This window comes from Erythrobacter epiphyticus, from assembly GCF_034653295.1.
Lineage (GTDB): Bacteria > Pseudomonadota > Alphaproteobacteria > Sphingomonadales > Sphingomonadaceae > Erythrobacter.
In genome coordinates, this window is the sequence record NZ_JAYEEU010000009.1 from 61,270 (window position 1) to 73,625 (window position 12,356).

9 protein-coding genes are annotated in these 12,356 nt (G+C 64.2%); 7 read left to right on the forward strand and 2 right to left on the reverse strand.

The window, feature by feature from the left end; all coding sequences use genetic code 11:
* Positions 1 to 16: 16 nt before the first annotated feature.
* The gene (locus tag SOQ14_RS11175) at positions 17 to 2,770 is read right to left on the reverse strand and encodes an Rne/Rng family ribonuclease (protein ID WP_322898198.1); all 2,754 of its coding nucleotides are present in this window, start codon (positions 2,768 to 2,770) and stop codon (positions 17 to 19) included.
* Positions 2,771 to 3,190: 420 nt separating this feature from the next.
* Between SOQ14_RS11175 and SOQ14_RS11180 the strand changes: the two genes are divergently transcribed.
* The 6 genes from SOQ14_RS11180 (at position 3,191) to SOQ14_RS11205 (ending at position 10,667) form a co-directional block, all read left to right on the forward strand.
* Complete coding sequence (locus SOQ14_RS11180) at positions 3,191 to 4,081, forward strand: N-acetylmuramoyl-L-alanine amidase family protein (RefSeq protein WP_322898199.1); 891 nt, start codon at positions 3,191 to 3,193, stop codon at positions 4,079 to 4,081.
* Positions 4,082 to 4,137: 56 nt separating this feature from the next.
* On the forward strand, positions 4,138 to 6,663 hold the full coding sequence (locus tag SOQ14_RS11185; RefSeq protein ID WP_322898200.1) for a penicillin-binding protein 1A: 2,526 nt from the start codon (positions 4,138 to 4,140) through the stop codon (positions 6,661 to 6,663).
* A 45-nt stretch (positions 6,664 to 6,708) separates the two neighbouring features.
* A complete protein-coding gene (locus SOQ14_RS11190) occupies positions 6,709 to 7,242 on the forward strand; it encodes a peroxiredoxin (protein ID WP_322898201.1) in 534 nt (177 codons plus the stop codon).
* A gap of 74 nt (positions 7,243 to 7,316) precedes the next feature.
* Positions 7,317 to 8,444, forward strand: coding sequence for a peptide chain release factor 2 (gene prfB / locus SOQ14_RS11195; RefSeq protein ID WP_322898202.1), 1,128 nt, complete (start codon positions 7,317 to 7,319; stop codon positions 8,442 to 8,444).
* The gene (locus SOQ14_RS11200) at positions 8,444 to 9,172 is read left to right on the forward strand and encodes a class I SAM-dependent methyltransferase (RefSeq protein ID WP_322898203.1); all 729 of its coding nucleotides are present in this window, start codon (positions 8,444 to 8,446) and stop codon (positions 9,170 to 9,172) included. Before prfB ends, SOQ14_RS11200 begins: the two co-directional genes overlap by 1 nt.
* Before the next feature lie 91 nt (positions 9,173 to 9,263).
* On the forward strand, positions 9,264 to 10,667 hold the full coding sequence (locus SOQ14_RS11205) for an NAD(P)H-dependent flavin oxidoreductase (protein WP_322898204.1): 1,404 nt from the start codon (positions 9,264 to 9,266) through the stop codon (positions 10,665 to 10,667).
* A gap of 31 nt (positions 10,668 to 10,698) precedes the next feature.
* Here the strand turns inward: SOQ14_RS11205 and SOQ14_RS11210 are convergent, their stop codons facing one another.
* Positions 10,699 to 11,730, reverse strand: a complete 1,032-nt coding sequence (locus SOQ14_RS11210) for a 2-hydroxyacid dehydrogenase (protein ID WP_322898205.1) — start codon at positions 11,728 to 11,730, stop codon at positions 10,699 to 10,701.
* 122 nt (positions 11,731 to 11,852) lie between these two features.
* Here SOQ14_RS11210 and SOQ14_RS11215 point away from each other — a divergent pair, with 122 nt between their 5' ends.
* Positions 11,853 to 12,347, forward strand: a complete 495-nt coding sequence (locus SOQ14_RS11215) for an SH3 domain-containing protein (protein WP_322898206.1) — start codon at positions 11,853 to 11,855, stop codon at positions 12,345 to 12,347.
* Positions 12,348 to 12,356: the final 9 nt, after the last annotated feature.

The following is a 12,356-nucleotide window of genomic DNA, read 5'->3' on the forward strand; positions in this document are numbered from 1 at the left end:
CCAGTGTTGGTGCGGATTATTCGCCGAAGGTGCGTTGCCACCAGCCGCGGCGCGGCTTGCCCCCGTTATCTTCGGGTGCATCGGCGCTTTCGGCTGCGGGTGCAGCATCTGCGGTCGGTGCGGCGGCCGGTTCCTCGGCGACGGGCGCGCTGATGGCTTCATCAGCGGCTTCGGCGGCGGCGGCCTTCTTGCGCGGGGCCGCACGCTTGCGCTTGGGCTTTTCGGCAGGGGCTTCTTCTACCGCTTCTGCCGCTTCTGCCGTCTCCACGACTTCCGCAGCAGCGGAAGGCTCGGCCACGTCGACGCTCTCAGCCGCTTCGGCGGTATCAACCGCAACCTTGGGCTTGCGCGGCGCGCGCTTGCGCTTGGGCTTTTCGGCAGGGACCTCGTCAGCGACCGGCTCATCCGCCACTTCAACCGCAGGCGCAGTGGCAGGCGCAGTGACCTCGGCATCGCTGGCAGCTTCGCCTTCGGCGTCGTTTGCGTCGCTGTCGTTGTCGGTGCTGGCCTCGCCAGTGCCTTCGCCTTCGTCACCACGGCGCTTGTTGCGACCGCGCCCACCGCGCCGACGGCGCTTCTTGGGACGATCACCGCCATCTTCGCCGGTGTTTTCGGAGGCGGCATCACCGCTGGCTTCGGACTCGCTGTCACCTTCGCCATCGTCGCCGGCATCATCGGTGCCGCCGTCTTCGCCGCCTGCACTGCCTTCGCCATCTTCGCGCTTGCGGTTACGGCCACCCCGGCGACGGCGACGCTTCTTGCGGCGACCACCTTCGTCATCGCTGTCGCCGCGTTCGCGCGGTTCGTTGCGGGTCTCTTCTTCGGCCTCGTCCTCATCCTCTTCGGGCAGATCGAGATCGTCTTCCTCGTCCTCGATGATCGGATCAAAGCGCGGGGCCTGCGAGGGGCGCGGACCGCTTGACGAAACGGTCATCTTCGCGCCTTCGTTCTCGCCTTCGGGAACGACTTCGACGGCCACGCCGTAGCGCTGTTCGATCTCGACCAGATCGGCGCGCTTTTCATTGAGCAGGTAGATCGCCGCTTCGGTGCTGGCGGCCAGACGGATCTGCGTGCCCTTGCCCTTGGCGGCTTCGTCCTCGATCAGACGCAGCGCCGAAAGCCCTGCCGATGAAGCGGTGCGCACCAGACCGGTGCCGTCGCAATGCGGGCAGGGGCGGGTGGTCGCTTCGAGCACGCCGGTGCGCAGGCGCTGACGGCTCATTTCCATCAGGCCGAAGCTGGAAATGCGGCCGACCTGGATGCGCGCGCGATCATGCTTGAGCGCGTCCTTCATCGCCTTTTCGACTTTTCGGATGTTGGAGGAATACTCCATGTCGATGAAGTCGATCACGACAAGCCCGGCCATGTCGCGCAGGCGCAGCTGGCGGGCGATTTCCTTGGCGGCTTCGAGATTGGTGTGCAGCGCGGTCGCCTCGATGCCGTGTTCCTTGGTGGAACGGCCCGAGTTGATGTCGATCGAAACCAGCGCCTCGGTCGGGTTGATGATCAGGTAGCCGCCCGATTTGAGCTGCACCATCGGATCATACATCGCGCGCAGCTGATCTTCCGCACCATAGCGCTGGAACAGCGGCACCGGATCGACATAGGCCTTCACCCGCCGTGCATGGCTGGGCATCAACAGCTTCATGAAGGCCTTGGCCGACTTGTAGCCATCCTCGCCTTCGACGACGACTTCCTCGATTTCCTTGTTATAGATATCGCGGATCGCGCGCTTGATCAGATCGCTGTCCGAATGGATCAACGCCGGCGCGACCGAAGCGAGAGTCTTTTCGCGGATTTCGTCCCACAGGCGGGCGAGATAATCGAAATCGCGGCGGATTTCCGGCTTGGTGCGCGAAAGGCCCGCGGTGCGGACAATCAGGCCCATCGAGCGCGGCAATTTCATCTCCGCGACGATTTCCTTCAGGCGCTTGCGATCGCTCGTCGAGTTGATCTTGCGGCTGATCCCGCCGCCGTGCGAGCTGTTGGGCATCAGCACGGTGTAGCGCCCGGCAAGGCTCAGATAGGTGGTGAGCGCCGCGCCCTTGTTGCCGCGCTCTTCCTTGACGACTTGCACCAGCAGCACCTGACGGCGCTGGATGACATCCTGGATCTTGTAGCGGCGACGCAGCGCCATGCGCTTGGCACGGACTTCGTCGACCTGCTTGGCACGGCTGCGGCTGTTCTTGCTCTTGTCGGCGCCCTTGCCCTGACGGCGGCGCCCGCGACGACCGCGTTCGCGGCCTTCATCGCCTTCGGCAGTGTCGCTGTCGTCGTCCTCGTCGTCCGATCCGCCATCTTCGACCGCGCCGCCTTCGATGGTGGCGACATCATCCTTGTCGGAGGTGTCGACTTCCTCGATGCCATCTTCGGCAAGATCTTCGGCGAGCGCTTCGCCGCTGTCATCCTCGGCGTCATATTCGTCGCCGGGCGCAATGCCTTCTTCTTCTTCCTCGGCGCGCAGGCGCTCTTCCTCTTCGGCCGCTTCGGCCTCTTCGGCGAGCAAGGCTTCGCGATCAGCCTTGGGAATCTGGTAGTAATCGGGGTGGATTTCGCTGAAAGCGAGGAAACCGTGGCGATTGCCACCAAAGTCGACAAAGGCCGCCTGAAGCGACGGTTCGACCCGGGTTACTTTCGCAAGATAGATATTGCCCTTGATCTGCTTGTGTTCGGCAGATTCAAAGTCGAACTCCTCAATCCGGTTGCCTTGCAGAACCGCCACCCGGGTTTCTTCCGGGTGGCGCGCATCGATAAGCATGCGCGTTGCCATTGAATATTCTCCATGCGCCCGGCCTTGCCCGCATGGGGGCGTAAAGGGGGCGCGTATTGTGTTGGGAACCGGCGCGGGCAAAGCCAAGGCCGGGGTTGGTTGTCACACCGGATTCGCGGAAAGCGAAAGGCGCGAAGTTCGTGTCTGCTGGAACGGGATTGCGGCAAACCGCCGCGGCTTGGCCCGCAAACACGCCGCCGCACGAAGCGGGCGGGGTGCAAATCTGCGGGAAAAAGCGTCTCGTCACTGCATCAACCTGTCTGGAGCCGGATATCAGAATGTCCGGCCGGCGGGCATCAAAGAGACGGAAGCGCGATTGCTGACCATACTTGAGCCCTTATCTCGGGTTGCTAGCACCGTGGGTTAATCCAAGCAACTCTATTGCGCTTTTTAAAGGCAAGGCCTTAAGCAATTGCCACGATGAGCCTGCGCGCATTCATTCTGCTCATGCTTGGCCTGCCGCTCGTTGTGCTGGGCAGTGTGGCCGCGCTCGGCCAGCGTATTATCCTGCCCGAATGGGGCCGCGACTATGTGCTGCGCTTTGCGCTGGAAGCGCCGGCAGGCCCGCTGGCGCTGCCGGGTGTGGCCGGCCCGAAAGATCCCTCGCGCCCGCTGGTGGTGATCGATGCCGGGCATGGCGGACGCGATCCCGGTGCTGTCGGGACGGATGAGGCAGGGGCGCGCTTTGCCGAAAAGGACATCACCCTCGCCATCGCCAAAGCGCTGCGCGCCGAGCTGCTGAAGATCGGCACGATCCGCGTTGCGCTGACGCGCGAGGATGATCGCATCCTGGCGCTGGCGGATCGCCCGGAAATGGCGCGGCAACTGGGCGCGGATCTGTTCATCTCGATCCATGCGGATTCCGCAGGCGATGCGGACGGCGTGGGCGGCGCAAGCGTCTACACCCTTTCGAACGAGGCTTCGAGCGAGGCCGCCGCGCGCTTTGCCGCGCGCGAAAACAACGCGGACCGGGTCAATGGTTTGGTGGTCACGGGCGAAAGCGCGGTGGTGAGCACCATTCTTGTCGAACTGGCGCAGCAGCGCACGCAGGATGACGCCGCGATTTTCGCCAGCGTGGTGCTGCGCGAGGGCGCGGGGGTCTTGCCCTTTGTGACCCAGCCCAAGCGCTCGGCCGCGCTGGCGGTGCTGCGGGCCCCCGATGTTCCCTCGGTGCTGTTTGAAAGCGGGTTTGTCACCAATGATGCCGATCGGGCGCGCCTGACCACGCCGGAAGGGCGACAGGCCTATGCCGCGGTGCTGGCGCGGGCCATCCGCATCTATTTCGCGCGCCGCGCGGGCGAGGAGGGATAATCCGCGAAACACGCTGGCAATTGGGCGCGCCTGCGTGCTAATCGCGCCTCTCCCGCATGACCGAGCCTGCCTCCGCCTCGACTGGCCTGCCAAATTGGGCCTATTTCCGGTACCGCGTGAACCGCGATATCGGCGGGCTTGTCGCATGGTTCCGCAGCAGGTGGCGTGAAAGCCTGATGTTCCGGATCGCTGCCGGAGCCGCCGCCTTCGGGTTGTTCCTGTGGATCGCCATGTTCGTGTGGCTGGTGCGCGATCTGCCCGAGGCCGAGGCGCTGCTGACCTACGAAACCCCGCTGCCGACGGTGGTGCGCGGGTTTGATGGCGAAATTGTCCATTCCTATGCCCGTGAGCGCCGGGTGCAGCTGCAATATGCGGATTTCCCCCAGAAGTTGATCGAAGCCTTCCTTGCCGCTGAGGACAAGAATTTCTTCAGCCACGGCGGGGTCGATTTCATGGGCACTGCCAATGCGGTGGTCGATTACACGCTCAAGATGGGTTCGGGGGAACGCGCGGTCGGCGGTTCGACCATCACGCAGCAAGTCGCCAAGAACCTGCTGCTGGGCGATGAATATTCGGTGACGCGCAAGCTCAAGGAAATAATCCTCGCCGGGCGCATCGAACAGGTGCTGACCAAGGAGCAGATCCTTGAACTGTATCTCAACGAGATCCCGCTCGGGCGGCGTTCTTTCGGGGTGCAGGCGGCCGCGCGCGCCTATTTTGACAAGGACGTTGACGCGCTTGAGCTGCATGAAATGGCTTTCCTTGCAACTTTGCCCAAGGCGCCCGAGCGTTATGGCCGCAAGGGGCAGGAGCAGGCGGCACTGGCCCGCCGGGCCTTTGTGCTCGATCGCATGGAAGCCAATGGCTTTATCTCAGGCTCTGAACGCCGCGCTGCGCTCGCCAAGCCGCTTGGCCTGGTACAGCAGCGCGCTGAACGCAGCGCGGATGCGGGCTATTTCCTTGAGGAGGTCCGCCGCCAGCTGATTGATCAGTTTGGCGAGACGGCCGAAGATGGCCCCAACAGCGTCTATGCAGGCGGGCTGTGGGTGCGCACCTCGCTCGACACCGGGATGCAGGATGCCGCGCGCGAGGCGCTGCGCGAAGGGCTGCTGCGCTATCACGGCGGCCGGGGTTGGACAGGCCCGCTGGCCACCATTGATGTGAGCGAAGGCAATTGGGCGAGCCAGCTTGCGGCCTCGCCGCTTGGCATCCGCTATCGCAATTGGCGGGTTGGCGTGGTCACGCAGCGCAACGGATCTTCGGCGCGGATCGGCTTTTCCGACGGGACCGAAGCGCCCCTCGGCGGGTTGCCGGATCGGCTCAAAACCGGCGATGTGATCGTGGCGAGCCCTTCGGGCGGCGCATGGCAGGTGCGCACCGTGCCCGAAGCGCAAGGCGCATTGGTGGTGCAACAGGCCCAGACCGGGCGGGTGCTGGCGATGCAGGGCGGGTTCGATAACCGCCTCTCGGACTTCAACCGCGCCACGCAAGCAATGCGCCAACCGGGCTCGACCATCAAGCCCTTCGTCTATGCGACCGGGCTTGATAGCGGGATGACGCCATCGACCCAGATCGATAACTCGCGGTTCTGCTATTATCAGGGCGCGAACCTGGGCGAGAAGTGCATCCGCGGCACCGGCAGCGGCGGGCAATATCCGATGCGCTACGGGCTCGAGCAATCGCAGAACATCATGACGGTGCAGATCGGCATGACTGCGGGCATGAACAATGTCGTCAAGGCGATCGAAAAGCTCGATATCGGCAAGTTCCCGGCCTATCCCTCAACCGCGCTTGGCGCAGGCGAAACCACGGTAAGCCGGATGGTGGCCGCCTATGCCGCGCTCGCCAACCATGGTCGGCTCAACCCGCCCACCGTGATTGATTACGTGCAGGATCGCCGCGGCAAAGTGCTGTGGCGGGCGGACAAGCGGGAATGCCGCGGGTGTTCGATGCCGCAATGGGATGGCAAGCCGATGCCGCGCTTTGGTGTGCGCGGTGAGCAGGCGATGGACGCGCGCACCGCGTTTCAGGTGATGCACATGCTGCGCGGCGCTGTCAGCCGCGGAACGGCGACGGTGCTCAATCCGCTTGGCCTGCCGCTGTTCGGCAAGACCGGCACCACCACCGGCCCCAAGGATGTGTGGTTCATCGGTGGCACGCAGGCGATCGTGGCGGGCGCCTATGTTGGCTTTGATCAGCCGCGCAACATGGGCGGCTATGCCTATGGCGGCACGATTGCCGCCCCGATCATCAAGAGCCTGATCGAAAAGTCGCGCGACAAGTGGTCGGATGTGCCCGCGGTTGCCCCGGCCGGGGTGCGGATGGTGCGGGTTGATCGCCGGTCGGGCAAGCAGGTGTTCGATGGCTGGCCGACCGATGATCCCCGCTCGGCGATCATCTGGGAAGCCTTCAAGCCCGATACCGAGCCGGATCGTTACACCCGTCAGGACGAAATCGCCGCGCGGCGTAACGAAATCCTTGCGCTCATCCGGGCCGGCAGCGCCAATCTGCGCGCCAGCGAGGACGATGATCCCGATGCGATGCCGCGCAATCTCGCCGAGGAAAAAGGCGGGCTCTATTAGGCTGGGTGTGCGGAACCGCTTGTCTGTTGGAAGGTTTGAAGGCTCATGAACACAAAACTCGCCCCGCTCACCGCCGCTTTCGCCCTTGCTTTCACCGCTGCTGCACCCGCCGCAGCCGAACTGGCCGAAGGCGCCAAGGCCCCGACCTTCTCGACGCAGGCCGCGCTTGCCGGCAAGGAATTCGGCTTCTCGCTTTCGAGCGCGCTCGCGAAGGGGCCGGTGGTGCTCTATTTCTACCCCAAGGCCTTCACCAGCGGCTGCACGCTTGAAGCCAATGCCTTTGCCGAGGCCATGCCGCAGTTCAAGGCGCTCGGCGCCAGCGTGATCGGGATGTCCAATGACGATATCGCCACGCTCAAGCGTTTCAGCCGCGAGGAATGCCGCGATGCCTTCCCGGTCGGCGTGGCCAACGCCAAGGTGATCGCGGCCTATGATGTCGCGATGGGCAGCTCGGGCCTCGCCAACCGCACCTCCTATGTGATCGGGCGCGATGGCAAGATCGTAACCGTCTATTCCAGCGGCGATTATCGCGGCCATGTCGCCAAGACGCTCGAAGCGGTGCGCAAACTGCGCAAATAGGCTCGCTGCTTTACAATCACGCGCTCCCCGCTAAGCGGAGCCGGAATTGTCGCGTGTGAGCATGAAGGTGATCTATGCGGGCTGAGGCCCTCTCTTACATCAATCGGATCGAGGCTGCGCTGGCGCTGGTGCGCCAGTCGCTCGACTGGGAGCGCGCCTTGCGCCGCCTCGACGAGTTGAATGCGCGCGTGCAGGATCCTGCGCTGTGGGACAATCCCAAGGAAGCGCAGGCGATCAGCCGCGAGCAGAAGACGCTGGAATCAGCGATCGGCACCGTCAACGAGATTTCCGCCGAAATGGCCGATGCCATCGAATTCATCGAGATGGGCGAGGCCGAAGGCGAGGACAGCATCATCGAAGATGGTCTGGCCACCTTGGCCGGGCTGGCCGAGCGTGCTGACGCTGACAAGGTGCAGGCACTGCTTTCGGGCGAGGTGGATGGCAACGACACCTATCTCGAAATCCATGCCGGCGCAGGCGGCACCGAAAGCCAGGACTGGGCCGAGATGCTCTTCCGCATGTATGGCCGCTGGGCCGAACGGCGCGGCTTCAAGGTCGAGACGGTCGAGTATCAGGCGGGTGAGCAGGCCGGGATCAAGTCGGCCACGCTGCTCATCAAGGGCGAGAACGCCTATGGCTATGCCAAGACTGAAAGCGGCGTGCACCGGCTTGTCCGCATCAGTCCCTATGATTCCTCGGCGCGGCGCCACACCAGCTTTTCGAGCGTGTGGGTCTATCCCGTGATCGACGATTCGTTCGAGATTGATATCAATCCGGCTGATCTCAAGATCGACACCTACCGCGCGAGCGGTGCGGGCGGGCAGCACGTCAACACCACGGACTCTGCCGTGCGCATCACCCACCAGCCCAGCGGTATCGTGGTGGCGAGCCAGCAGGACCGCAGCCAGCACAAGAACCGCGAAATCGCGATGAACATGCTGAAAGCCCGGCTTTACGAAGCCGAAATGCGCGCCCGCGAAGAAGCCGCCAGCGCCGAACATTCGGCCAAGAGCGATATTGGCTGGGGGCACCAGATCCGCTCCTATGTGCTCCAGCCCTATCAGATGGTGAAAGACCTGCGCACCGGCGTGGTCTCGAACACGCCCGCTGATGTGCTCGATGGCGCGATTGATCCCTTCATCGCGGCCGCGCTGGCCCAGCGCGTTACCGGCGAGAAGGCCGATGTCGAGGATGTGGACTGATGGTTCGCGCGGGTTTCGCCTTGGCTGTGCTGGCCGCGGCGGTGCTCGCAGGCTGCGAAAGCGGGCTGCTGCCAGCCGCGCCGCGCTCTGACAGCGCGCTCGAATTCCCCAAGCCCGATCGCCCGGTTGATCGCCCGGTTTCGACGGCCTTTGGCAATGAAGACAGCCGCGACGAATTGCGCGAGGCGCAGATCGTCATGGATCTCGCTCATATCCGTCCCGGCATGACGGTGGCCGATATCGGCGCGGGCGAGGGCTATTACACCGTCCGGCTTGCCGATCGGGTCGGCGCGGATGGCCGCGTGCTGGCGCAGGACATCAACCGTGATGCGCTTGAACGGCTCGGCCGCCGGGTTGAACGCGAGCGGCTTGAGAACATCTCGATCAAGCTTGGCGAGGAAGACAATCCGCAACTTCCGGTCGACAGTTTTGACCGGATTTTCCTCGTTCACATGTATCACGAGGTCGCCGAGCCTTACGCCTTCCTGTGGCGCATGTGGCCCGCGCTGACGGCAGGCGGCGAAATCATTGTGGTGGAAACCGATCGCCCCGCCGGGCGCCATGGTCTGCCGCACAGCCTGTTGTTCTGTGAATTCGAAGCCATCGGCTACCAGCTGATCGAGTTTACGGAACTGCCCGATAATCAGGGATATTTTGCCCGCTTCGGACGCGGCAAATCGCGCGTTGCAGCGAGCGCAATCAAGCCTTGCAAGCTTGCATCATCCTGAGGGCACCGCCAGAGATTGCTAGGTGCGCTCCCGGCGATTAAGGGAATGCGCGAGGCGGTTCTGTGAAGAGCCGCACAAAAGGGGATTTTCATTGTTCAAGGGATTGAGCCCGATCTTCTATGGCGGGCGCGAGGTGTGGCCGCTGGTCGAAGGCGGCAAGGGTGTTTCTGCCACCAATCATGCAAGCTCAGGGGCGTGGGCAGCCGCAGGTGGCATTGGCACGGTTTCTGCCGTCAACGCGGATTCCTATGATGCGGATGGCAAGCCGATCCCGCAGGTCTATCACGGCGCGACCCGGCAGGAACGCCACGAGGAGCTGATCCGCTACGCGATTGATGGCGCGGTCACGCAGGTCAAGAAAGCCTATGATATCGCCGCCGGCAGGGGCGCGATCAACATCAATGTGCTGTGGGAAATGGGCGGGGCGCAGGCCGTGCTCGAAGGCGTGCTGGAACGCACCAAGGGCCTCGTCACCGGCGTCACCTGCGGGGCGGGGATGCCCTACAAGCTTGCCGAGATCGCGGCGCGCTTCAACGTCAACTACCTGCCGATTGTCAGCTCGGGCCGTGCCTTCCGCGCGCTGTGGAAGCGGTCCTATCACAAGGTCCCCGATCTGATGGCTGCCGTGGTCTATGAAGACCCGTGGCTGGCAGGCGGGCATAATGGCCTCTCCAACGCTGAAGACCCGACCCAGCCGCAAGATCCGTATCCGCGCGTCAAGGTGCTGCGCGAGACGATGCGCGCCGAAGGCGTCCCCGATAGTGTCCCGATCGTGATGGCAGGCGGGGTGTGGTATCTGCGCGAATGGAATGACTGGATCGACAATCCCGAGCTTGGCGCGATTGCCTTCCAGTTCGGCACGCGGCCTTTGCTGACCCGCGAAAGCCCGATCCCCGATACCTGGAAAAACATGCTGCGCGATCTCGAACCGGGCGATGTGCTGCTCCACAAGTTCTCGCCCACCGGGTTCTATTCGAGCGCGGTCAAAACGCCGTTCCTCTATGATCTGATGCACCGTTCCGAACGCCAGATCCCGTTCTTCAAGCGCGGCGAGGAAGACGGCACGGTGCAGCTTGGCGATGATGGCAAGTCACGCAGCTTCTGGGTGCGCCCGGAAGACCGGGCCAAGGCCGATGCGTGGATGCGCGCCGGGCATACCGAACCGCTCAAGACCCCCGATGGCACGATTGTCTTCGTGACCCCTGACAAGCGCGACGAGATCCGCACCGATCAGCAGGCCTGCATGGGCTGCCTGTCGCATTGCGCCTTCTCGAGCTGGAAGGATCACGACGATTTCACCACTGGCAGGCTGGCTGATCCGCGCAGCTTCTGCATCCAGAAGACCTTGCAGGATATCGCCCATGGCGGTGATCCGGCGGACAATCTCGCCTTCGCCGGCCATGCGGCCTACCGCTTCAAGACCGATCCGTTCTTCTCGAACGGCTACACGCCGAGCGTGGGCGAGCTGGTCGAGCGGATTTTGACGGGGGATTGATACGCGCGCGCTGGTGCGGTGGCGGCAGCGTTCAGCCCCGCACCAGTGCGGTCAGCACCTGATCGGGCGGACGGTGGCCGTCGGCCCACATGCGGATATTGGCGATCACCTTGTGGCCCGAATCCTCGCGCCCTTCGGCGGTGGCGCTGCCGATGTGGGGCAGGGTCATCACATTGGGGTGCGCGATCAGGCGCGGATCAACCTTGGGCTCTTCGGGATAGACATCGAGCCCCGCGCCCGCGAGATGGCCGGATTGAAGCGCGGCAATCAGCGCCTCGTTATCGATCAGCTCGCCGCGTGCGGTGTTGATGATGCTGGCGCCCGGCTTCATCAGGCCCAGCCTGCGCGCATCGATCAGCCCGCGCGTCTCGTCTGACAGCGGGCAGTGCAGCGTGAGAATATCGGCCTCGGCCACCAGCGCATCGATTTCGCCGACATAGCGCGCGCCGAGCATTCGCTCGAGCGCTTCGGGCAGGGGCTTGCGGTTGTAATAGGCGATCTCGAGCCCGAAGGCGCGGGCGCGGTGGGCAACCGCCTGTCCGATCCGGCCCATGCCGATAATGCCCAGCACCTTGCCAGCGAGCTTGCGCCCAAGCAGGCCCGAAGGCGCCCAGCCGGTCCATTCGCCGCGGCGCACCAGCGCGGTGCCTTCGCGCACGCGGCGCGGCACGCCGATAATCATCGCGAGCGTGAGATCGGCGGTATCATCGGTGAACACGCCCGGCGTGTTGGTGACGATGATGCGGCGATCAGCCGCCGCGGCGAGATCAATATGTTCCGTCCCCGCACCAAAGCTGGCGATCAGGCCCAGCCGGTCGCCGGCAGCCGCGATCATCGCGGCATCGATCTTGTCGGTGACAGTCGGCACAAGCACATCGCAATCCTGCATTGCTGCAACCAGCGCATCGCGACTCATCGGGGTGTCCGCTTCGTTGAGCACCACATCGAACAATTCGCGCATCCGCGCCTCGATGCTTGGCATCAGATGACGGGTGACGACGACACGCGGCAAGCCAGCCAGCGGACGGGCGGGGCGGGTGGCAGGAAGATCGGTTGGGGACATGGCAAGCGGGCTAATGCGTCAGGGGGCGCAAGGTCAAGCGGGCGAATGGCGCAGTCCTGCGCGCAAGGGGTATCAGCGCGCTTGAAATCCGGGACGCTCGCAGCGTAAGGGGGGCAGCGATGATGGGATTGCGTCTTTTTGCAGTGATCAGCCTGTGCCTGATGATGGCGTTCACCATGGTGTGTGATCCAGTGCGCGCGCAGGAGCGTGCCGTGCCCTATTGGGCGGCGCTGCGTTATGAACAGGTCAACATGCGCGTCGGGCCGAGCCGGGATTACCCGGTCGAATGGGTCTACAAGCGCAAGGGCATGCCGGTGAAGGTCATACGTACGCGCGAAGGCTGGCGGCTCGTGCGCGATGTCGCAGGGGCACAGGGCTGGGTGGCGGCAAGCCAGTTGACACCGGAGCGCGGTGTGGTCGTGATTGGCAAGGGTCTTGCCGATCTGCGAGCCGAACCGCGTGCCGCCTCGGCGCTGCGCTGGCGGGCGGAGCCGGGCGTCGTGGCGCGTTACCTGCGCTGCGAGACAGGTTGGTGCGAAATCGATGCCGCAGGGCGCAAGGGCTGGGTGCTCGCTGAACGCCTGTTCGGGATCGAGGCGCTGCCGGGCAACCCGTAAGGCTGCCCG

Excerpts from the sequence above, each read along its gene's own strand:
- SOQ14_RS11210 (WP_322898205.1), bottom strand. The coding sequence starts at position 11,730 with ATGTCCCCAACCGATCTTCCTGCCACCCGCCCCGCCCGTCCGCTGGCT.
- SOQ14_RS11215 (WP_322898206.1), top strand. The coding sequence starts at position 11,853 with ATGGGATTGCGTCTTTTTGCAGTGATCAGCCTGTGCCTGATGATGGCG.
- prfB (WP_322898202.1), top strand. The coding sequence starts at position 7,317 with ATGCGGGCTGAGGCCCTCTCTTACATCAATCGGATCGAGGCTGCGCTG.
- SOQ14_RS11200 (WP_322898203.1), top strand. The coding sequence starts at position 8,444 with ATGGTTCGCGCGGGTTTCGCCTTGGCTGTGCTGGCCGCGGCGGTGCTC.
- SOQ14_RS11190 (WP_322898201.1), top strand. The coding sequence starts at position 6,709 with ATGAACACAAAACTCGCCCCGCTCACCGCCGCTTTCGCCCTTGCTTTC.
- SOQ14_RS11185 (WP_322898200.1), top strand. The coding sequence starts at position 4,138 with ATGACCGAGCCTGCCTCCGCCTCGACTGGCCTGCCAAATTGGGCCTAT.
- SOQ14_RS11180 (WP_322898199.1), top strand. The coding sequence starts at position 3,191 with ATGAGCCTGCGCGCATTCATTCTGCTCATGCTTGGCCTGCCGCTCGTT.
- SOQ14_RS11175 (WP_322898198.1), bottom strand. The coding sequence starts at position 2,770 with ATGGCAACGCGCATGCTTATCGATGCGCGCCACCCGGAAGAAACCCGG.